Origin of the sequence: Pseudomonas sp. NPDC089918 (assembly GCF_050280605.1) — a bacterium.
Lineage (GTDB): Bacteria > Pseudomonadota > Gammaproteobacteria > Pseudomonadales > Pseudomonadaceae > Aquipseudomonas.
Map to the genome: position 1 here is coordinate 59,318 of NZ_JBNNVP010000006.1, position 21,001 is coordinate 80,318.

Genomic DNA, 21,001 nt, shown 5'->3' on the forward strand with positions numbered 1-21,001 from the left:
CAACCATGTCTGATTACAAAGCTCCTTTGCGCGATATGCGCTTCGTACTCAACGAAGTCTTCCAGGTGTCCCGGCTATGGGCCCAATTGCCTGGCCTGGCCGAGGTGATCGATGAAGAAACGGCCGCCGCGATCCTTGAAGAGGCCGGCAAAATCAGTGGCGAAGTTATCGCACCGCTGAACCGCAGCAGCGACGAGCAGGGCTGCACCTGGAGCAACGGCGCGGTCCAGGCGCCGGACGGTTTTGTCGCGGCCTACCAGGCATTCGCCGACGGCGGTTGGGTGGGTGTTGGTGGTGATCCGCAGTTCGGTGGCATGGGCATGCCCAAGGCCATTTCGGCTCAGGTCGAGGAGATGGTCAACTCGGCCAGTCTGTCGTTCGGCCTGTACCCGATGCTGACCGCCGGTGCGTGCCTGTCGATCAATGCCCACGCCAGTCAGGAACTCAAGGAACGCTATCTGCCGAACATGTACGCAGGCACCTGGACCGGTTCAATGTGCCTGACCGAGGCGCATGCCGGCACGGACCTGGGCCTGATTCGCACCCGTGCCGAACCGCAGGCCGACGGCAGTTTCAAGATCAGCGGCAGCAAGATTTTCATCACCGGGGGAGAGCACGACCTGACCGAAAACATCATTCATTTGGTGCTCGCCCGGTTGCCGGATGCACCCGCCGGCCCCAAGGGGATTTCCCTGTTCCTGGTGCCCAAGGTGCTGGTCAATGCCGATGGCTCGCTGGGTGAGCACAATGCGCTGTCCTGCGGTTCCATCGAGCACAAGATGGGCATCAAGGCCTCCGCCACCTGCGTGATGAACTTTGACGAGGCGACCGGCTGGATCGTCGATGCGCCAAACAAGGGCCTGGCAGCGATGTTCACCATGATGAACTACGAACGTTTGGGCGTGGGTATCCAGGGTCTGGCGTTGGGTGAGCGTTCGTACCAGAACGCCGTCGAATACGCCCGTGACCGCCTGCAAAGCCGTTCGCCGACCGGCGCGCAGAACAAGGACAAATCCGCCGATCCGATCATCGTGCACCCGGATGTACGGCGCATGCTGTTGACCATGAAAGCCTTGAACGAAGGCGGGCGCGCGTTCTCCAGCTACGTGGCGCTGCAACTGGATACCGCCAAGTACAGCGATGACGCGCCAACCCGCACCCGCGCCCAGGAGCTGGTATCGCTGCTGACCCCGGTGGCCAAGGCGTTCCTCACCGACATGGGGCTGGAAACCACGGTGCATGGCCAGCAGATCTTCGGCGGCCACGGCTACATTCGCGAATGGGGCCAGGAGCAACTGGTTCGCGATGTGCGCATTACGCAAATCTACGAAGGCACCAACGGTATCCAGTCACTGGACCTGGCCGGGCGCAAAATCGTCGGCAGTGGCGGGGCGCTGTACCGGCTGTTCGCTTCGGAAATCCGCAACTTTACCGCTAAGGCCTGCGCTGACCTCGGTGAGTTCACCAAACCGTTGAACGCCGCCGTCGACACCCTCGACGAACTGACCGCATGGCTGTTGGACCGCGCCCAGGGCAACCCGAATGAAATCGGCGCAGCGTCGGTCGAGTACCTGCACGTGTTCGGCTACACCGCGTACGCCTACATGTGGACGCGAATGGCCAAAACCGCCATGAGTACGCACTCCAAGGACGCTTTCTATGCCAGCAAACTGGCCACCGCGCGCTTCTACTTCGCCCGTCTGCTGCCACGCATCCACTCGTTGAGCGCGTCGGCCAAGGCTGGCAGCGAATGCCTCTATCAATTGGATGCAGAGCAGTTCTGAGCCCACGTAAAAAGGACCGGGAACCCCAACCATGATGGCGACAAAAATAATTCCGCCCGCCGACGGCGCCTATGCCTACCCCTTGCTGATCAAGCAATTGCTGCTGTCCGGCGTGCGCTACGAACCGGGCCGGGAAATCGTCTACGCCGACAAACTGCGCTACAGCTACCAGACCCTCAACCGGCGGATACGCCGGCTGGCCAATGCCTTGACCGCAGCTGGCGTGAAGGCCGGTGATACCGTGGCCCTGCTCGACTGGGACAGCCATCGCTACCTGGAGTGCTTTTTTGCCGTACCGATGATCGGTGCGGTACTGCATACCGTGAACATTCGCCTTTCGCCGGATCAGGTGCTCTTCACCATGAACCACGCCGAGGACGACCTGGTGCTGGTGCATGATGATTTCCTGCCGCTGGTTGAACAGATTCACGGACGGCTTGAAACCGTCAAAGGCTACCTGCAGCTCACGGACGATACGGCAAACGATACGTCGCTACCGGTGCTGGGGGAGTATGAAAACCTGTTGTCCAGGGCCGCAGACCAGTACAACTTTCCCGATTTCGATGAAAACTCCGTCGCGACCCTTTTCTACACGACGGGCACCACTGGCGACCCTAAAGGCGTGTATTTCACCCACCGCCAATTGGTCTTGCACACCTTGAATGCCGTGGGCACGTTGGGCGTCTATCAAGGCCTGCCGTTGCTGCGTTCCAATGATGTATACATGCCCATCACCCCGATGTTTCACGTGCATGCCTGGGGTGTGCCTTATGTCGCTACCCTGATGGGGCTCAAGCAGGTGTACCCCGGCCGCTATGAACCCAACAGCCTGGTCAGGTTGCATCGTGAGGAGAAGGTCACTTTTTCCCATTGTGTGCCGACCATTTTGCAAATGATCCTGAGCTGTGAAGAAGCAGCCCAGACCCGTTTCGATGGCTGGAAGATGCTCTTGGGTGGCAGCGCACTGACGCTGGGAATTGCCAGCGAAGCGAGTGCCAAAGGTATTCAGGTGCACAGCGGTTATGGCATGTCGGAAACCTGCCCATTGCTGTGCCTGACCTACCTGCGTGATAAGGACCTCGAACAGTCCACGCAAGCCCAACTGGCCACCCGCATCAAGACGGGTACGCCGGTGCCGATGGTCGACCTGAAAATCATCGATGCCAATGGCAATGACGTTGCCCACGATGGCGAGTCTCTGGGCGAGATCGTGGTGCGCGCACCCTGGCTGACCCAAGGCTATTTGAAGGAGCCCGAAAAGGGCGCCGAGCTATGGCACAACGGTTGGATGCACACCGGCGATCTGGCCTCCATCGACGCCTTGGGAGGGGTGGAAATCAAAGATCGAATCAAGGATGTCATCAAGACGGGCGGGGAGTGGATCAGCTCCCTGGAACTGGAAAGCCTGATCAGTGAACACGCGGCGGTGATGTCGGTCGCGGTCGTGGGCATTGCCGATGAGCAATGGGGCGAACGGCCGATGGCGCTGGTGGTGTGCGAGCCTGGGCAGTATCTCGACCGCAAGATCCTGGAGGCGCACCTGCAAGGGTTTGTCGAGCGTGGCCGCATCAACAAATGGGCGATCCCCAAGCAGTTCAAATTCGTCGCCGAGATTCCTAAAACCAGCGTCGGGAAGATTGATAAGAAGCTGATTCGGGAAAGCGAATTGGGGTGAAAGGCGCGGCCGATGCTGCGTCAACCCTGACCACTCGTACTATCGATTAATAAGGCCCGCCAGGGTTGGCGCTTTCTCATACCTTCACTTACCTGATCAAAACGTCTGCCCCATAGAGAACTGAAACACCTGCGTATCCGCGTTATCAGGCGTTTGAACCGGAAACGCCAGGTTGGCGCTCAAGGGACCCAATGGGCTGTACCAAGTGACGCCAACACCCACGGAACTGGCCATCTGGTTGAGGTCGACACCGTCACAAGCCTGGGTGGTGCTCAGATAGCACTTGTTTGAGTAGACGCTGCCGACGTCCCAGAAAATTGAGGTGCGCAGGGATTTATTGTCTTTGATAAAGGGCAACGGAAACAGGTATTCAACGCCGCCGGTGATGAGGATGTTGCCGCCCAGTGCTTCGGTGTCCCGATCGGAATAATACGACTGTCCGGCACTGGCATACGTGCCAGTGGCCGGAGTGTTGCGCGGGCCGAGGGTGCCGCTTTCAAAGCCGCGCACCGAGCCCTCGCCACCGGCGGTGTAGTTTTCATAGAACGGCAGGCCGTCTGTTGAGCCGTAGCTGTTGCCATAGCCGAGCTTGGTATGGAACCGCAGTGAGGTGGCGTCGCTGACCGGCAGGAAGGCCTGCCCGGTGTAATCGATCTTGTAGAAACTCAGGTCACTGCCGGGCACCGTCACCGTCAGGTTCAGGTTTTGCGAATGTCCGCGGGTGGCCAGTACGCTGCGGTTCAGGGTCGATTCCGACCAGCCGAGATTGGCCTTGAGGTTGGTGAACTCCTTGCCCTCACGTTCGATAAAGTCGTAGATCTCATCGGCGCTGTAGGTGCCTGGATCGATACTGTCATGTTGCACAGTCAGGCCGAAATTCAGCCGTGAGGTTTCATTGATCGGGTAACCGATGGTGGTGCCGGCGCCATAGCTATTGATGGAATAGTACGAAACACCGTCATCGTAATAATCGTTGTAGTCGGTGGCGTTGTAGAACAGGTTGTAGCCCAGGCTCACGCCGTCCGGCGTGAAGTAGGGGTTGGTAAAACCGAAATTGTACTTGCTTTGATACCCCGAGCGGGTAAGGCCCAGGCTGGCGTAATTACCCGTGCCCAGGAAGTTGTTCTGGGTAATCGAACCACCGAGGATAAGACCGGAGCTCTGGGCAAAACCGACGCTGGCGGTGATCGAGCCGGACGCCTGCTCTTCGACGCTATAGTTCACATCGATTTGGTCATCGACACCCGCTACCGCCGGCGTCTCGACGTTGACTTCCTTGAAGAAGCCCAGACGTTCCAGGCGCGTCTTGGACTGGTCGATCAGGTAGGTCGAAGCCCAGCCACCTTCCATCTGACGCATCTCACGGCGCAGTACCTTGTCGTCGGTCTTGGTGTTGCCCCGGAAGTTGATGCGGTTCACGTAGGCACGCTTGCCCGGATCCACGGCGAACGTGATGTCTACGGAGTGGTCGTCATCGTGAGGTTGAGGCACGCCGTTGACGTTGGCGAAGGTGTAACCCTCGTTACCCAGGCGACGGGTGATCAGTTCGGACGTGGTGGTCATCAGCTTGCGCGAGAACACCTGGCCTTTCTGAACCAGCAGCAGAGACTTGACCTGCTCTTCAGGCACTTTCAGGTCACCGCTGAGCTTGACGTCACGAACGGTGTACTTCTCGCCTTCGTTGACGTTGACGGTGATATAGACGTGTTTTTTGTCCGGGGTGATGGACACCTGAGTCGAAGCGATATCCATATTGATATAGCCGCGATCCAGATAGTAGGAACGCAGGCGCTCCAGGTCACCGGAGAGTTTTTCACGGGCGTACTTGTCATCGTTCTTGAAGAACGACAGCCAGTTGCTGGTCTTGAGGGTGAATTGATCGCTCAATTGCTCTTGGGTGAAGACGGTATTGCCCACCACGTTGATGTGCTGGATAGCTGCAACGGTGCCTTCGTTGATGTTGACCTTCAGGCCCACGCGGTTGCGCGGTTGCGCGATCACCTCGGCATCAACTGACGCCGAATAGCGGCCCTGAGCGACGTATTGACGCTGCAGCTCGTTACGCACACCTTCGAGGGTGGCGCGCTGGAAGATCTCGCCTTCGGCCAGACCGGATTGCTTGAGGCCCTTCATCAGGTCTTCAGTGGAGATCGCCTTGTTGCCTTCGATCTCGATACTGGCGACCGAAGGACGCTCGACCACCGTGATGACCAGGACGTTACCATCGTGCCCCAGTTGGATATCCTGAAAGAAACCGGTCTTGAACAGCGCGCGGGTGGACTCCACCAAGCGGCGCTCATCCGCGTCATCACCGACGTTCAGCGGCAAAGCACCAAACACACTCCCTGCGGAAACCCGCTGAAGGCCGTTGATGCGAATATCGGAAATTTTGAAGCCTTGAGCATGCACCAGTGTGGCATTGAGTAGCAGTGCAGCCGAGCAGAGCAGGCGCGAAAAATTCATCAAGATCTTATCCAGAACACATCGACAAGCAGCGTAGGCGGGCGCGGATATCTCACAGCAAGACGAGTCCGCGGAGCGAGCAGGCTGGTGGAGGTGAAGCATAAAAGCTCGGTGCGTTTGGTGCGGTTAACCAAGTGTCAAGTTAGGTAAAGGTTGGCCCGGGGCGATGACGGTATGCAGTGCAAGGGCGATAATGCGCGGACACACACTCAAGAGCTCCCCATGATCTCCGTTTTGCTAGTCGACGATGACCAGGAACTGACTGGAATGCTCAGCCAATACCTGGAGCGTGAAGGCTTTGAGGTGACAGCAGTGCACACGGGCGAGGAGGGTGAGGTTCAGGCGCTGTCCGGGCGCTACAGCATCGTGGTGCTGGACGTGATGCTGCCGCGGCTGTCGGGTATCGAGGTGCTCAGGCGCATTCGGGCCGTGAGCCAGGTGCCGGTAGTGTTGCTCACCGCCCGAGGCGACAACATAGACAAGATCACCGGCCTGGAACTGGGCGCCGATGATTATGTGCCCAAGCCCAGCTCGCCGGGGGAATTGGTGGCGCGTTTGCGGGCAATCATGCGCAGGGTGCAGCCGGTGGATCAGCCAACCAGCGAAGTGATCAGGACCGGCCCGCTGGTCTTGTGGCCCGGCAAGCGCCAGGCCCTCTGGCAGGGGCGCGAGCTGGGGGTGACCAGTACCGAGTTCAGCTTGCTCGAAGAACTGGCCCGTTGTGCCGGGCAAGTGGTGAGCAAACAGGATCTGTCGCTCAATGCCTTGGGGTGTCCCTTGACTCGCTACGACCGGCGTATTGACGTGCACATCAGCAGCATTCGCCAGAAGCTGGGTCCGCGTCCCGACGCCAAAGCCTGGATTCAGAGCGTGCGTGGCCTCGGTTACCTGTTGATCGCCGAATGATGAAACCCAGCCGGCTGTTCTGGAAACTGTTCCTGGCGTTTTGGCTCGCCACCAGCCTGACGTTTTTTGTCGGGTTGGGCGTTCTGGTGCTGGGCAGTTTCAGGCCCGGTGATCCTCATCTGGAAGCGATCCTTGCCAGCGAAGAACAGCTGCTGCGCCAGTTTGGTGTCGAGTCGGGCCGGCAGCTGCTGACGGTGTGGGAGCACCCCGGTGACCAGGCCATTGGCGTGTATGACAGTGCAGGCCAGCTGCTGGCGGGGTCGCCGGTTCCGCAACCGGCTTATGAGCGATCGGTCATAAGCAAGGACGGTGTTGCGCTGTCGCTCAGGTCTACACATGCCCTTGGCAAAGAAGGTGACAGGGGGCCGGGGCGCTCGATTCCGTTGTTCATCGGCACGGTGATGAGTGCGCTGTTCAGCGGGTATCTGGCGTACTACCTGGCATGGCCGTTGGCGTATCTTCGGCGGGCCATGAGCGACGTGGCCCAGGGGCGTTTCGAAACCCGGGTCAAGCCGATGATGGGGCGACGCCGCGATGAAATCGTCGATCTGGCCGAGGATTGTGATCGAATGGCCAACCAGTTGAAGCTGCTGGTGGAGGCTCAGCAACATCTACTGCACGACATTTCTCACGAACTGCGTTCACCGTTGACGCGCATGCAAGCGGCCATCGGGCTGCTGCAGCAAGATCCGGCTCGCCTGGAAATGGTGGAGCGCATCGATCGCGAGTCGGTGCGCATGGACACGCTGATCGAGGCGTTGCTGACCCTGGCGCGCATGCAGGGTCGACCCGAGAGTATCGAGCGCGAGCCAATCGATATCGTCGAGTTGCTGTCGGTGATCGTCGAGGACGCTCAATTCGAGGCGCAAATGAAAGGTTGCCGGGTGAGCCTGCAGGCGTGTCCGGCCTTTGTCAGTCGTGCCAACGGCGAACTGCTGTATCGGTGTTTCGAGAACGTCATTCGAAACGCGGTGCGCTATACCAGGCTGAACACGGCTGTTGCTGTCGTGGCGCAGGTCAATCTCGACACAGACTACCTGACGGTGCAGATTACCGATCGGGGGCCGGGTGTTGAAAACGAGCGACTGCAGGACATTTTCCACCCGTTCGAGCGCGGCTTGAACGAGACCAGTGCCGGTTTCGGGCTGGGTCTGGCGATCGCTTCAAGGGCTGTGGAAATACACGGCGGCACGATCATGGCGCGCAACGAGTCGTCTGGTGGGTTGACCGTGGAAATCAGCTTGCCTCATCGGGCGTGATCTTTACACGATATTACATTGGCTTGACGGCCCTGTACGCCCCGCCTCAGTAGACTTTCCGCTCAAACTTACTCAGCGTTTGCTGATGTTTTAGCGTGGAGGTGGGCATGTTTCTGGTTCATAAAAAGGGTTTCGTTCCCGGCAAGAAAATGGTCGACGGGCTTGTGCCCTATGACTTCTTTTGCGAAGACAATCCGGCCATCAATCTGTTTGTATTCACGGGTTCCACCGCCCAAGGCAAAGCGGTCGAGGAACAGACACTCTGGGGCTTTACCCGACTGGAGCGCTTTGAGGCGCTGACCGGCACCCTCGTGTCGAACAAAAAGAATGAAGGCTGGTTTCAAACGGTCAATGTACTCACTGGCCCTGCCCATAACGGTACTCAGAGCGTGAAGTTTCAGCGGGTGCTGAAAATCATCAAGCATGCTGATGCATCGGGCCGTGTCACGAGCAAGGTCGACTACGAGATTCAGACAGATGAAGGCGACACCTACTTCACCCGCCGCCTTGCTGCATCCGACAGCGCGCAAACCGTCATCTATGCGGCGGATCAATAACGGCCATCTCGACGACGCTCAGGTGTCGGCGAGCTGAAACCGATAGCCTACCCCATACAACGACTCGATCGGATGCTCTCCCGGGCAGGCCTGTTCGAGCTTGCGTCGCAGATTACGGATATGGCTGTCGACCGTGCGGTCGGTGACCACCCGGTGATCAGAATAGATCCTGTCGAGTAACTGATCCCGGGAAAACACGCGTCCCGGAGAGCGGGCGAGGGTGCTGAGCAGTCGCAGTTCCAAGGAGGTCAGGTCTAGTGCGATACCGTCGAGGGACGCCTGGTACTGCTCTTCGTCAATCAGCAGACGTTGTGGCGCAGAGGCCAAAAGTTGCGGGCTGCGCCGCAGGATCGCCTTGACCCTGGCGACTACTTCGCGGGGGCTGAAGGGTTTGCAGATGTAGTCGTCGGCGCCCAGATCCAGTCCGAGCAGGCGATCCACTTCCTCGACCCGTGCGGTAATCATGATGATGGGCACCGCGCTGAAGCTGCGCAGTTCCTTGCACACTTGCAGACCGTCGCACCCAGGCAGCATCAGGTCGAGAAGGATCAGTCGCGGCTCACGGGCCCGTACTGCCGGCACCACCGCCAACCCGTTGTCCAGGCACTGGGTCGCATAGCCAGCGGCGGACAGGTAGTCGCGCATCAACGCGGCCAGTTTGGGTTCGTCTTCGACGATCAGGATCGGGCTGTCGTTGACCATGGTTCAGGCGTTCCGTGGCAGGCGCAGGGTCAGCCAAAGGCCACCCAAAGGAGAGTGATCGGCACTGAGGCTGCCGCCGTGGGCCAGGGCGATGCTGTGACAGATGGCCAACCCCAGACCGGCGCCACCACTGGCGCGATTGCGTGAAGTTTCGCCGCGGTAAAAACGCTCGAACAGCCGCGGCAACTGATCCGCGTTGACCCCGGGGCCGGAATCCTGGAAATCAATGCGTACGACGTCGCCATCGCTGGCCGCACGAATGCGCAGCATGCCGCCTTCATCGGTATAGCGCACGGCGTTTTCCAGCAGATTGGCGAACAGTTGCTGCAAGCGTTTGGGGTCGGCCTCCACCCTTGGCGGCGGGGTGGGCAGCTCCAGCTCCAGACGCAGATGCCGCGCATTGCAGCGTTCCTGGAACATCGCCACGCAACCGTCCAGCAACTCGTTGAGATCGCATTCGCTCTTGCGGTAAGTCAGTGCGCCGACATCGGCCAGGGACAGTTCATACAGATCATCCACCAGTTTGCTGAGCATGCTGACTTCGCCTTGCAGCGATTTCATTGAGGATTGATCCAGGGTGCGCACGCCGTCCTCGATGGCCTCCAGTTCACCACGCAACACCGACAGCGGGGTGCGCAATTCATGGGAAACATCGGCCATGAACTCCCGGCGCATTTTTTCGTTTCGTTCCAGCGTATACGCCAGCTGATTGAAGTCACGGGCCAGTTGACCGACTTCGTCATTGGAGGACACCGACACCCGGTTGCTGTATTCCCCGGCGGCTAATCGGTGCGTGGCGGCGGCCACCCGCTTGACCGGGTCGAGCAGGGTGCGGGCGATCCACCAGGCGATCAGCATCGCCAGCAGCAACGAGAACACGCCCATGGCCAGACTGGTGCGCAACAGGTACAGACGAAAGCGTTCGCCACCGGCTTCGGTCACGTTCTGGAACGGCGTTACCGCCAGCCAGCCGACGGTTTTACCGGCAACCTCGATAGGGCGCATCAGGGCGTCGTCGGCAATCGCCGAGTAGCCCATGACGAGTTGCCTTTGCTGGTCCAGCAGGGCGATGCGAAACACCGCGCCGGTCAGGTCGGACATGGGCAGGGTAGGCAGCTGTGGGCCGGTAGGGTTTTCGCCTGGCTCCGGACGCATGAGCTCGAACCAGCGATCCGGCTGGTTGCGCAGGAATTCCCAGCTGCCTTCGTGCTCGTAGGCGCTGGCCAGGCGCGGCAGCACCGGCGTCATGCGCGCCAGGGCCTGTTCGTTGAGATAGTCGAGAAAACCTTTGCCAAAGCTCCAGCCGTTGGCCACCCCCATGCTCAAAATGACAAACAGCACGCTGGCCAGTACGGCAATAAACAGCTTGGTGGAAATGCTCAGTTTCATGGGCTCGGGCAGGTCGGTGAATGGCCCGCCCATTTAGGCCCTGACGCGACGAAGATTCAAGCTCGCGGGGCAATCTTCAATTTTCCTGCACATTTGCCTCGCAGTATGGCGCCTGACTTGCTCCATCCCGTCTTGCAGAGGCATTTATGTCGACCAAAATTTTCGCCAAATCCCTGGTGACCGCCGCCGTTCTACTGTCCTTGATTGTTCTGCTCGTGTTGAGCGGTTGCTCCCCCGGCGAATCCGCGTCCGTGATCGAACCGCCCAAGGTGTCAGTGATCACGGTGCAGCCCAAAAGCCAGGCGCTGACCACAGAGCTGGCCGGGCGCACTCAAGCGTTCATGGTCGCCGAGATCCGTCCGCAGGTCGGCGGTATCGTCCAGCAGCGGCTGTTCGTCGAAGGTGCCGAGGTCAAGGCCGGGCAGGCGCTGTATCAGCTGGACGCGTCCTCTTACAAGGCTGCGTTGGCTGAAGCACAGGCGACCCTGGCCAAGGCGCGCGCCACGTTGAAGTCGGCCCAGGCCACGGCCAGGCGTGATGCACAGTTGGCGAAGATCGATGCCATCAGCCAGCAGGACAACGAGGATGCCCAGGCCAGTCTGCTGACCGCCGAAGCTGAACTGCAAGTGGCGCAGGCCGGTGTGGATACCGCGCGCATCAACCTGGCGTACACCCGCATCAGCTCACCCGTCAGCGGGCGCATCGAAACCTCGACGGTCACCCCCGGTGCACTGGTGGTGGCCAATCAGGACAGTGCGCTGACCACGGTGCAGCAGTTGGACCCGATCTACGTTGACGTCACCCAATCGACCACCGAGCTGTTGCGCCTCAAGCGCGACCTGGCCAGCGGCGTGCTGCAAAGCAACGGCGAAGGCGAAGCACGGATCAGTCTCAAGCTCGATGACGGCAGCACTTACGCCCATGAAGGGCGTTTGAAGTTCAGCGGGGTCAGCGTCAATGCGGGCACCGGTACCGTGACCTTGCGGGCTGAAATCGCCAACCCGGACCGGCTATTGCTGCCGGGCATGTACGTGCGGGCGGTGCTGGAGCAGGCTCGGGACGATCAGGCGATATTGATTCCGCAACAGGCGGTGAACCGCAGTGCCAGTGGCGTGACCTCGGTGCTGGTGGTGGTCAATGGCAAGGTCGAGCAGCGCGTGCTGACCATCGACCGCGCCGTGGACAATCAGTGGTGGGTCAAGGCGGGCCTGAAGGCGGGTGACCAGGTGATTGTCGAGGGCGGGCAGAAAGTCCGAGTCGGTGAATCAGTGGTGGCACAGAACCCCGGCACTCGCAGCCGCACACCGAAATCGGCGCCTGTCGCCATTGCGCAGGAGGGCTGAGCATGGCGCGTTTCTTTATCGATCGGCCGATTTTTGCCTGGGTCATCGCCATCGTCATCATGCTTGCCGGGGCCTTGTCGATCAGTCAGTTGCCCCTGGAACAGTACCCGGACATCGCGCCGCCGACGGTTCGTATTTCCGCCACCTACACCGGCGCCTCGGCCAAGACCGTGGAAGACTCGGTGACCCAGGTCATCGAACAGCAGATGAAAGGCCTGGATAACCTGACCTACATGTCGGCCTCCAGCAGCTCGGCGGGTAGTGCCAGTATCAACCTGACGTTCACCGCGGGCACGAACCCGGATGTGGCGCAGATGCAGGTGCAGAACAAGCTGCAACAGGCTGAGTCGAGACTGCCGCAGTCGGTACAGAGCGAAGGCCTGACCGTGACCAAGGGCGGGTCGGACTTCCTGATGATTGCCGCCCTGGCTTCCGACAATGAAAGCGTGACCGGCACCCAGATCGGCGATTACATTTCCAGCACCTTGCTGGACCAGATCAGCCGTATTGATGGCGTCGGCGATGTGCAGACTCTCGGTTCGGGCTACGCCATGCGCATCTGGCTGGCCCCGGCCCTGCTGGAAAAGTACGCGTTGATGCCCTCGGACATCAGCAGCGCCCTGGAGGCGCAGAACACCGAAGTCTCCGCCGGCCAGCTCGGTGCATTGCCAGCGGTGGCCGGGCAGCAACTGAATGCCACCATCAGTGCCCGCAGCAAACTGCAAACCGCCGAAGAGTTTCGCAATGTTGTGGTCAAGTCCACTAGCGATGGAGCCGTGGTGCTGCTGGGGGATGTGGCGCGAGTCGAGCTGGGCAGTGAAAGCTACGACATCAGTTCAGCCCTCAACGGCAAGCCCGCCGCCGCCATGGGCGTGCAGTTGGCCGCTGGCGCCAATGCGCTTGAAGTCGGCGAAGCGGTGAAGGCCAAACTCAAGGCGTTGGAGTCGTTCTATCCGACGGAAATGCAGCTGAAAAATGTGATTGCCTACGACACCACGCCCTTTGTCAGCCTGTCCATCGAGGAGGTGGTCAAGTCCTTGGGCGAAGCCATCGTCCTGGTGGTGCTGATCATGTTCCTCTTCTTGCAAAACCTGCGGGCCACGCTGATCCCGGCGATCACCGTGCCGGTGGTTCTGCTCGGCACGTTCGGCGTACTGGCGCTGTTCGGCTATTCGATCAACACGCTGACCATGTTCGCCATGGTCCTGGCTATCGGCCTGTTGGTGGACGACGCGATTGTGGTGGTGGAGAACGTCGAACGGGTGATGGGCGAACAGGGGCTGTCGGCCTTGGCCGCCACGCGTCAGTCAATGGATGAAATCACCAGCGCCCTGGTCGGCATTGCCCTGGTGCTCAGTGCCGTGTTCATTCCCATGGCGTTTTTTGGCGGCTCTACGGGGATCATCTACCGGCAGTTTTCGGTGACCATCGTTTCGGCCATGGTGCTCTCGGTGCTGGTGGCCATGACGCTGACGCCGGCGTTATGCGCGACCCTGCTCAAGCCATCCGATGCTCAGGGGCATGGTGCTCAAGGCGGGTTCTTCGGCTGGTTCAACCGCAGCTTCGAACGCGGCGCCGAGGTCTATAAAGGATGGGTGGGGGCCATTTTTCAGCGTGGACGCGCAAGTCTGCTGGTCTATGGGCTGGTGGTGTTGGCGATGGCGGCCGGCTATTTCAGCCTGCCGACTTCGTTCCTGCCTGATGAAGACCAGGGCATTCTCATGGCTCAGGTGCAGCTGCCGGTGGGGGCCACGGACAGCCGCACTCAAGCAGTGGTGAAGCAGTTCGAAAGCTACATCCTCGAACAACCGGAAGTCGAGGCGCTGATCAGCATCTCTGGCCTGGGCATGAACGGCAACAGCCAGAATTCCGCCCGCGCCTTTATCCGGCTCAAGGACTGGAGCGAGCGGTCGGGGGCAGGGCAGGACGCAGCTTCGATAGCCCAGCGGGCGACCATGGCGCTGTCGAGCATTGGCGATGCCAACGTGTTCGTCATGCAACCACCGGCCGTGCGGGGCCTGGGACAGTCTTCCGGCTTCGACCTGCAACTCAAGGATCTCGGTGGCCTGGGGCATGATGCGCTGGTGGCGGCGCGGGAGAAGTTTATCGAACTGGCCAACAAAGACCCTCGACTGCTGGGGGTACGCAGCAATGGCCTCGACGACTCACCGCAGCTCAAGGTCAGCATTGACGATCGCAAGGCCGGAGCCTTGAACCTGAGCACCAGCGACATCAACACCACTTTGTCCACGGCGTTGGGCGGCACTTACGTCAATGACTTCCTCAACCAGGGCCGTGTGAAGAAGGTCTACGTTCAGGGCCAGGCTTCGTCGCGGATGCAGGCGGTCGACCTGGAGCACTGGTTCGTGCGCAACAGCAACAATGAGATGGTGCCTTTTTCCTCGTTCGCCAGCAGTTCGTGGAGCTATGGCTCACCATTGCTGGAGCGTTACAACGGCAACGCTTCGCTGGAGGTGGTCGGCGATCCTGCTCCGGGGGTAAGTTCCGGGGTCGCCATGGATGCTGTGGAAGCGATTATCAAACAATTGCCGGAAGGCATCGGTTACGAGTGGACCGGGCAGTCCTATCAGCTGCGCCTTTCCGGTTCGCAAGCGCCGTTGCTTTACGGGATATCAGTGCTGTTTGTATTCCTCTGCCTGGCTGCGCTTTATGAGAGCTGGTCGGTGCCATTCTCGGTGATGCTGGTGGTGCCGTTGGGTGTGGTCGGTGCGGTGCTGGCAACCCGTTTCAGTGGTTTGAGCAACGATGTGTACTTCCAGGTCGGGCTGTTGACCACCGTGGGGTTGGCGGCCAAAAACGCGATTCTGATCGTCGAATTCGCCAAGCATCTGCAAGAGCAGGGCAACAGCTTGCGGGAGGCGACGCTGATCGCCGTGCGGCAACGCCTGCGGCCCATTCTCATGACGTCCCTGGCGTTCATGTTCGGCGTGCTGCCACTGGCGTTGAGTTCCGGTGCCGGCTCCGCCGGACGCCAGGCCATTGGTACCGGCGTACTGGGCGGCATGTTCAGCGCCACGGTGCTGGGGATCTTCTTCGTACCGCTGTTCTTCGTGCAGATCCGTCGCCGGTTTGGCCGCGTTTCCACGACTTCGACCTCCATCCAATCCGCCCAGTCAGGTGATGCATGATCAAGTTTCGCTGGCCACTGCTGGCCGTCTTCGCGCTGCTCGGTGGCTGTATCAATCTGGCGCCGCAGTATGAGCGCCCGCAAGCGCCAGTCTCTGAACAATGGCTGCCTGCCGCCAGTACGCCCAAGGGGGAGGTAAGCGCCGATATCGAGTGGAAGCAGTTCTTCACTGACAGCCGTCTGGCGCGCTTGCAGTCCCTGGCCCTGGCCAACAATCGCGACCTGCGCCTGGCCAGCCTGAACATCGAAAAGGCGCAGGCTCAATACCGCATCCAGCGAGCCGAGGCCTTGCCTTCAATCAATGCCAGCGGCAGCGGCACTCACAGCCGCACGCCCGGCTCGTTGTCCAACACTGGCTCGGCGGTCACCAGTCATGACTACAGCGCGCAACTGGGCCTGAGCAGTTATGAAGTGGATGTGTTCGGGCGGGTACAGAACCTTCAGGACGAAGCGCTGGAAGACTATCTGGCACTGACCGAAACCCGGCGTAGCACGCAGATCAGCCTGGTGGCCGAAGTGGCCACGGCGTGGTTGACCCTGGCGGCTGACAATGAACGCCTGCACCTGGCCCAGGAGACCTTGCGCAGTCAGCAAGCGACCTACGATTTGACCCAGCGCAGCCACGCACTGGGTGGTTCTTCCGGTCTGTCTGTGGCGCAGGCGCAAACCACCGTGGAGTCGGCCCGGGGCGACGCGGCGGTCTATGAAAGCCAGATTCTTCAGGACCGCAACGCCTTGCGTCTGCTGGTCGGCAGCGATATTCCCGAGGAGCTGTTGCCAGGCGCGAACCTGGAATCGGCTGCGGCGCTGGTTCAGGTGCCGGCCGAGCTTCCGTCCAGCCTGTTGCAACGACGCCCGGATGTGTTGGCCGCCGAACACACGCTCAAGTCGGCCAATATCGACATCGGTGCGGCCCGTGCGGCGTTCTTTCCGAGCATCAGTCTGACAGCCAATGCCGGTTCCTCAAGCTCGGCCTTGTCCGGTCTGTTCAAGTCCGGCAGCGGCGCCTGGACATTCGCCCCGAGCGTCAGCCTGCCGATCTTCGATGGCGGCAGTAACCGCGCGACGCTGGACTCGGCCAAGACCGAACGCGAGATTCAGGTGCAGACCTACCAGCAAACGCTGCAGAGCGCCTTCAAGGAAGTGGCCGATGCCTTGGCGGTGCGCAGCACACTGGATCGCCGCATTACGGCCCAGCAAGCGTTGACCGACGCCAGCCGCAAAAGCTTCGAACTGTCCGACGCCCTATACCGTGGCGGTTCGCAAAGTTATCTCGAAGCCCTGGACGCCCAGCGTTCACTGTACAGCGCGCAGCAGGACCTGATCACCCTGCGTCTGACCGAACAGAGCAACCGGGTGACGTTGTACAAGGTGATGGGCGGCGGGTGGAATTAATGGCTCAGGCGAAATAGCGCTGCCACTTGCTTACATAACCGCAGCGATGGAACGGCTTGCGCGCATCAAATCGGGTTACTTCATTCAATCGGGAATAAACATGTGTGCATATCGTTCCAAGTTAAGCCGTTACGTTCAGGTGCTGACCTGTGCCTGTTTCATAACGATTTCACCCCTTTGCCGCGCAGATTCCGACAAGGATCCCTGGGAGGGTATCAACCGACCTATCTTTTCATTCAATGACATGTTGGATACGTATACGCTGAAGCCACTCGCCCAAGGTTATCAATTTGTCACCCCACACATTGCCCAAGACGGCATTCATAACTTTTTCAACAATCTGGGGGAGATCAAGAATCTGGCTAACAATTTACTTCAAGCAAAGTTTCATAGCGCCGGAGTTGATACGAGTCGCTTTTTACTCAACAGCACGATTGGCCTGGTGGGATTGATAGACGTCGCGACGCCTATGGGACTGCAACGCAGTGACGAAGATTTTGGTCAAACCCTCGGTTACTGGGGGGTAAATAGCGGCCCTTACCTTGTACTGCCGTTCCTGGGGCCAAGCACACTTCGCGATGCACCAGCCATCCTCCCCGATGCCTACGCCAACCCGGTTCGTTACATCGGCGACGTCCCTACGCGTAATAGCCTGTACGGTGTGAGCATGATCGACGGACGTGCTCAATATCTAAAATCTGAAAAGCTCATCACTGGCGATAAGTACAACTTTATCCGAAGTGTTTATCAGCAAAGCCGAGCGTTCAAGATCAAGGGGGGAAACGTAAAGGATGACTTTTGATCAGTGCGTGACGACAACGTGCTCGGCGATCCCGAATTGATCGCAAGAGCCGTCCATCAAAGCTTCGGCGCTGATGGACGGCGCCTTGGGGTTATGCCGCGGTGGATTTGGCGCGGGTGTCGCTGGCGGTTTCACGAAACAGCCGGGGCGACATGCCGAATGTCGACTTGAAGTGCCGGCTGAAATGAGAACTGCTGCCGTAGCCCCAGGCATAGGCAATTTCGGTGAGCGAGCGATGGGCATGTTCCCGGTTGCGCAGATCTTCGGCGCAGCGCGACAAACGCCGTTGCCAGATGTATTCGCTGACGCTGCAGCCCAGCTCATCCTGGAACGCTCGATGCAAGCTGCGTACCGAGCACTGTTCGGCATTGGCGATGCGTTCGATGGTCAGGTCGCGGTCGGCCAGGTGACGCTCGATATAGGCCTTGAGGCGGTTCTGCTTGAAGAAGCGGAAGTCGTGTTCGAGTTGCTTTTCTTCCTGTTTGTTCTTCAGAACGTTATCCAGAAGCCCGGCGATACTGTCGCCGATCAGCCCGGCCGAGTTGCTGTTGAGCAAGGGGTATTGGTTGTAAGCATCACTGATCAAATGCATCAGCATGCGGCCCAGTCCATTACGACCGTTAAGATGCACATCGCCTGTTCGCGCGGGCTGTCCGGGCGTCCCCTGGAACAGCAGGATGAAGTGTTCGCAGCCTTGAGTGCTGGTCACGTTGAAAGGTTTGCCACAGTCGACCAATAGCATTTCGTCAGGTGCCAATACGCTGCTCTGTTGACTTTGCTCGAAATGACTGACGCCAGCAATCTGCAGTATCAACATGCGCGGGGTGTCGAGCGAGTCGACCGCTTTGCTCAGATGGCGTGAATATCGATGGGCACTGGCGGTCATTCGACAGAAGCGCAACTGACCCAAATCGCCATACTCCAGTCGTCCCTGAAAGTTGCTGTCATGCAACGGGTCAATGAACGTCGACTCCAGGCGTTTTATATACTCTGGCGTGCGGCCCAGGTGATCACTCATGAACTCCTTCCACTTCATCAGTCGGTCGGAGCGAACGATCTGATCGGTAGACACACAGGCTAAGTTGTTCATATTTCGCCTCTTTTTTATTGTTATTTGCTGACTGGGCAAAAGGGTCAAAACTTGCCCAATCCTGGCAGGGTCAATGTTGGCAATGATCAAAAGGGGTAGTGATGGCCTCCGGGCTGCCAGGTGACCCAATGGGCACGGGTGAACTCATCCAGGGCGTAATGACCATTGAAGCGTCCGAGGCCGGAGTTCTTTTCACCCCCGAAGGGTGCATTGGGCTGGTCGTCGACGGTGATGTCGTTGATATGAGTCATTCCCGCCACAATGCCACGGGCAAAGTTCAAGCCACGGGCCATGTCCCGGGTGAACACCGCGCTGGACAGGCCATACTCGCTGGCGTTAGCCAACTCTAGGGCATGGGCTTCGTTTTCAGCGATCAGCAGCGGCAGCAAAGGCCCGAACGTTTCATCGCGCGCCAATTCCTGATCGGCTCCCACTTCACCGAATACATGGGCGGGCAGCACCAGCCCGGATGCCTGACCGCCACAAAGCCGTTTCAGGCCAGCGCTCTGGGCCGTATCGATCTTACGCAGCAAGCCATCGAGCTGGTTCTGATTGACCACAGGCCCGATCACGGTATCTGCCTTGGCGGGGTCGCCAGTCTTGAGGTTGCGCACGCGCTCCACCACCAGCGCCGAGAAGTCTGTATAAAGCGAGCGGTCGACGATCACTCGGTTGACGCTCATGCAGATCTGCCCTTGGTGCAGGAAGCGCCCGACCACTGCGGCGTGGGCCGCTATCTCAATGTCCGCATCATCCAGGACCACCAGGGGAGCGTTGCCGCCCAGTTCCAGCGCAACGCGTTTGATGTGTTTGCCACCGGTTGCAATGCGGCCGACATTACGACCGACATCCGTGGACCCGGTGAATGAAATCAGGCTCGGTACCGGGTGCTCGACGAAGGCATCGCCAATCTCCGAACCCGCGCCTACCACGACATTGAGCGAACCGTTCGGGAAGCCTGCCTCTTCGAACAGGTGGGCAATCAGAAGGCCGCCGGTCACCGCCGTATCGCTGGCGGGCTTGAGTACGATCGTATTACCCAGCGCGAGCGCGGGCACTACCGAACGCATACTCAGGTACAAGGGAAAGTTCCATGGGCTGATCACACCGACCACACCCAAGGGTTCACGAAAGACAAAGCTCTGTTCACCGGGCTTGTAGCTCGTCAGGATCCGTCCTTCAACCTGCATCGGCAATGCGGCGCACTCACGAACTAGGTTCAGCGTGAACTGCCATTCCATGCTCGCCTTGATACGGGTGCTACCGGACTCACGAATGAGCCAGTCGATGATTTCTTCGCTGCGGTTCTGGATGACGTGCGCCAGTTTTTCAAGGTGTGCGCTGCGCTGTGTCGGGTGCAGCTGTGCCCACGCCGTTTGTGCACGATGTGCAGCCTGATAGGCATCATCGAGATCGGCAATCGATGCCAGCGGCATCTCCAGCAGCTGTTCGCCATTGAAGGGGTTACGGTCATCCAGGCGTCGAGAGGAGCGACCTGCACACCAGGTGCCGTTGATGTATTGGTCGCCATTGATGGCGTAGGGGGCGAGCTGTTGAGTCGTCATAGTCTTACCTTCGCAGGCAGGTGGCCGCGTCGTTCAAGAAAGTTGAGGGTGCAAACGCTGTAGGTGAAAAGTGCTCAACTCCTGATCCAGGCGCGTCCCCAGGAGTTGAGCGTGTATTCCTCCTGTGGCCAGACACCGGGTTGGCGGGAGGCATCGGTTACTTCGAGCTCGGCCGAGAACTCCAGGCGGTTGCGATCGGCATCGACCACCATGAAAAAAAGATTGTTGCCCGGCCCATGTCGGCCAGGGCCGAAGAAGAGGGTGATACGTTCCTTGGCGAAGCGATCACCCCAGTCACGGATGTCATTCCATTCGTTGGTTTCGTAACAGTGGTGATCCCATTCGTTTTTCGAGCCGCGGAAAAACGCCAACGTATGATGCTCATCGTCCGAGCGCAGGAAACACGTCATGAGCTGGCCGGTCTGCTCATCGACGACATTGTCCGAGACGGTAAACCCCACCGTATTGACGTAGAAATCGATCATGGCTTCCAGTTCAGTGGTCTGGAATACCACATGCTGCAGGCGGCCGGGCATGCCTGGTCGATCGGCCTGGGTATCGGCGCGAGCCACGCCAAATATTGTTTCCCGGCCCTGAGGGTCACGAATCAGAAAGGCCCCCGGTTCGAGCAACGGCGAGTCAATGTCTTCGACCGCACAGCCGTTCTCGATCAGGCGAACGCGCAGCTCTCCCAGTCGAGCCTGATTACCCAGGTCATAAGCTGCCGCGAGCAGACCACTATGGTCGGCAGGAGAGACCAGCATGGCGCGTTGCGGGCCGCTGAGTATCCAGCTGCCGTCGGCCTGCGCCAGGCTGTCCATATCCAGCATCCGCCGATAGAAATCGATTTGCCGTTGCGGTTCTTTGCTCGCCAGGTGCAGGTAGCACAGGCGTGCCGGTGTGGAAGTCTGGAGTGTTTGCAT

General features: G+C 59.5%; 15 protein-coding genes. 9 read left to right on the forward strand and 6 right to left on the reverse strand.

The features are described 5' to 3' along the window. Window positions 1–5: 5 nt before the first annotated feature. Together ACQKPC_RS06410 and ACQKPC_RS06415 are read left to right on the forward strand one after the other, a co-directional pair. On the forward strand, window positions 6–1,784 hold the full coding sequence (locus tag ACQKPC_RS06410) for an acyl-CoA dehydrogenase C-terminal domain-containing protein (protein WP_427623660.1): 1,779 nt from the start codon (window positions 6–8) through the stop codon (window positions 1,782–1,784). 31 nt (window positions 1,785–1,815) lie between these two features. After that, window positions 1,816–3,459 (forward strand): fatty acid--CoA ligase, encoded by a 1,644-nt coding sequence (locus tag ACQKPC_RS06415; protein WP_427623662.1) that lies wholly within the window; start codon window positions 1,816–1,818, stop codon window positions 3,457–3,459. 96 nt (window positions 3,460–3,555) lie between these two features. On the opposite strand, the gene bamA is transcribed toward ACQKPC_RS06415, so the two are convergent. Beyond that, the gene (gene bamA / locus ACQKPC_RS06420) at window positions 3,556–5,922 is read right to left on the reverse strand and encodes an outer membrane protein assembly factor BamA (protein ID WP_427623664.1); all 2,367 of its coding nucleotides are present in this window, start codon (window positions 5,920–5,922) and stop codon (window positions 3,556–3,558) included. A gap of 222 nt (window positions 5,923–6,144) precedes the next feature. On the opposite strand from bamA, the gene ACQKPC_RS06425 reads away from it, so the two are divergent. The 3 genes from ACQKPC_RS06425 to ACQKPC_RS06435 all read left to right on the forward strand — a co-directional run bounded on the left by ACQKPC_RS06425 (window position 6,145) and on the right by ACQKPC_RS06435 (window position 8,644). Then, complete coding sequence (locus ACQKPC_RS06425) at window positions 6,145–6,828, forward strand: response regulator (RefSeq protein ID WP_427623666.1); 684 nt, start codon at window positions 6,145–6,147, stop codon at window positions 6,826–6,828. Next, on the forward strand, window positions 6,825–8,087 hold the full coding sequence (locus ACQKPC_RS06430) for an ATP-binding protein (protein ID WP_427623668.1): 1,263 nt from the start codon (window positions 6,825–6,827) through the stop codon (window positions 8,085–8,087). Before ACQKPC_RS06425 ends, ACQKPC_RS06430 begins: the two co-directional genes overlap by 4 nt. Window positions 8,088–8,194: 107 nt before the next feature. Continuing rightward, window positions 8,195–8,644, forward strand: a complete 450-nt coding sequence (locus ACQKPC_RS06435; protein WP_427623838.1) for a hypothetical protein — start codon at window positions 8,195–8,197, stop codon at window positions 8,642–8,644. A gap of 18 nt (window positions 8,645–8,662) precedes the next feature. On the opposite strand, the gene ACQKPC_RS06440 is transcribed toward ACQKPC_RS06435, so the two are convergent. Further along, on the reverse strand, window positions 8,663–9,346 hold the full coding sequence (locus ACQKPC_RS06440; RefSeq protein WP_427623670.1) for a response regulator: 684 nt from the start codon (window positions 9,344–9,346) through the stop codon (window positions 8,663–8,665). 3 nt (window positions 9,347–9,349) lie between these two features. Continuing rightward, window positions 9,350–10,768, reverse strand: coding sequence for a sensor histidine kinase efflux regulator BaeS (gene baeS, locus ACQKPC_RS06445; RefSeq protein ID WP_427623672.1), 1,419 nt, complete (start codon window positions 10,766–10,768; stop codon window positions 9,350–9,352). Between the two features lie 113 nt (window positions 10,769–10,881). Between baeS and ACQKPC_RS06450 the strand changes: the two genes are divergently transcribed. From ACQKPC_RS06450 to ACQKPC_RS06465, 4 genes are all read left to right on the forward strand, one after another. Next, entirely contained in the window at window positions 10,882–12,078 is a 1,197-nt protein-coding gene (locus ACQKPC_RS06450) for an efflux RND transporter periplasmic adaptor subunit (protein ID WP_427623674.1), read from the forward strand. A gap of 2 nt (window positions 12,079–12,080) precedes the next feature. Continuing rightward, the gene (locus tag ACQKPC_RS06455) at window positions 12,081–15,227 is read left to right on the forward strand and encodes an efflux RND transporter permease subunit (protein ID WP_427623676.1); all 3,147 of its coding nucleotides are present in this window, start codon (window positions 12,081–12,083) and stop codon (window positions 15,225–15,227) included. After that, complete coding sequence (locus ACQKPC_RS06460; RefSeq protein ID WP_427623678.1) at window positions 15,224–16,621, forward strand: efflux transporter outer membrane subunit; 1,398 nt, start codon at window positions 15,224–15,226, stop codon at window positions 16,619–16,621. Before ACQKPC_RS06455 ends, ACQKPC_RS06460 begins: the two co-directional genes overlap by 4 nt. Before the next feature lie 100 nt (window positions 16,622–16,721). Then, window positions 16,722–17,423 carry an MlaA family lipoprotein gene (locus tag ACQKPC_RS06465; protein ID WP_427623680.1) on the forward strand — a complete coding sequence of 234 codons (702 nt, stop codon included), beginning with the start codon at window positions 16,722–16,724 and terminating at the stop codon, window positions 17,421–17,423. A 91-nt stretch (window positions 17,424–17,514) separates the two neighbouring features. Here the strand turns inward: ACQKPC_RS06465 and ACQKPC_RS06470 are convergent, their stop codons facing one another. The 3 genes from ACQKPC_RS06470 to ACQKPC_RS06480 all read right to left on the reverse strand — a co-directional run bounded on the left by ACQKPC_RS06470 (window position 17,515) and on the right by ACQKPC_RS06480 (window position 21,001). Then, window positions 17,515–18,513: a helix-turn-helix domain-containing protein gene (locus ACQKPC_RS06470; protein ID WP_427623682.1), complete on the reverse strand. Its 999-nt coding sequence runs from the start codon at window positions 18,511–18,513 to the stop codon at window positions 17,515–17,517. Between the two features lie 86 nt (window positions 18,514–18,599). Then, window positions 18,600–20,078, reverse strand: coding sequence for an aldehyde dehydrogenase family protein (locus ACQKPC_RS06475; RefSeq protein WP_427623684.1), 1,479 nt, complete (start codon window positions 20,076–20,078; stop codon window positions 18,600–18,602). A gap of 74 nt (window positions 20,079–20,152) precedes the next feature. After that, window positions 20,153–21,001 carry a VOC family protein gene (locus tag ACQKPC_RS06480; RefSeq protein ID WP_427623686.1) on the reverse strand — a complete coding sequence of 283 codons (849 nt, stop codon included), beginning with the start codon at window positions 20,999–21,001 and terminating at the stop codon, window positions 20,153–20,155.

What these genes read in the sequence shown, in the direction of transcription:
- ACQKPC_RS06460 (WP_427623678.1), top strand. Translation starts at nt 15,224, where the DNA reads ATGATCAAGTTTCGCTGGCCACTGCTGGCCGTCTTCGCGCTGCTCGGT.
- ACQKPC_RS06455 (WP_427623676.1), top strand. Translation starts at nt 12,081, where the DNA reads ATGGCGCGTTTCTTTATCGATCGGCCGATTTTTGCCTGGGTCATCGCC.
- ACQKPC_RS06425 (WP_427623666.1), top strand. Translation starts at nt 6,145, where the DNA reads ATGATCTCCGTTTTGCTAGTCGACGATGACCAGGAACTGACTGGAATG.
- baeS (WP_427623672.1), bottom strand. Translation starts at nt 10,768, where the DNA reads ATGGGCGGGCCATTCACCGACCTGCCCGAGCCCATGAAACTGAGCATT.
- ACQKPC_RS06415 (WP_427623662.1), top strand. Translation starts at nt 1,816, where the DNA reads ATGATGGCGACAAAAATAATTCCGCCCGCCGACGGCGCCTATGCCTAC.
- ACQKPC_RS06480 (WP_427623686.1), bottom strand. Translation starts at nt 21,001, where the DNA reads ATGCAAACACTCCAGACTTCCACACCGGCACGCCTGTGCTACCTGCAC.
- ACQKPC_RS06430 (WP_427623668.1), top strand. Translation starts at nt 6,825, where the DNA reads ATGATGAAACCCAGCCGGCTGTTCTGGAAACTGTTCCTGGCGTTTTGG.
- bamA (WP_427623664.1), bottom strand. Translation starts at nt 5,922, where the DNA reads ATGAATTTTTCGCGCCTGCTCTGCTCGGCTGCACTGCTACTCAATGCC.
- ACQKPC_RS06410 (WP_427623660.1), top strand. Translation starts at nt 6, where the DNA reads ATGTCTGATTACAAAGCTCCTTTGCGCGATATGCGCTTCGTACTCAAC.
- ACQKPC_RS06465 (WP_427623680.1), top strand. Translation starts at nt 16,722, where the DNA reads ATGTGTGCATATCGTTCCAAGTTAAGCCGTTACGTTCAGGTGCTGACC.
- ACQKPC_RS06450 (WP_427623674.1), top strand. Translation starts at nt 10,882, where the DNA reads ATGTCGACCAAAATTTTCGCCAAATCCCTGGTGACCGCCGCCGTTCTA.
- ACQKPC_RS06440 (WP_427623670.1), bottom strand. Translation starts at nt 9,346, where the DNA reads ATGGTCAACGACAGCCCGATCCTGATCGTCGAAGACGAACCCAAACTG.
- ACQKPC_RS06470 (WP_427623682.1), bottom strand. Translation starts at nt 18,513, where the DNA reads ATGAACAACTTAGCCTGTGTGTCTACCGATCAGATCGTTCGCTCCGAC.
- ACQKPC_RS06435 (WP_427623838.1), top strand. Translation starts at nt 8,195, where the DNA reads ATGTTTCTGGTTCATAAAAAGGGTTTCGTTCCCGGCAAGAAAATGGTC.
- ACQKPC_RS06475 (WP_427623684.1), bottom strand. Translation starts at nt 20,078, where the DNA reads ATGACGACTCAACAGCTCGCCCCCTACGCCATCAATGGCGACCAATAC.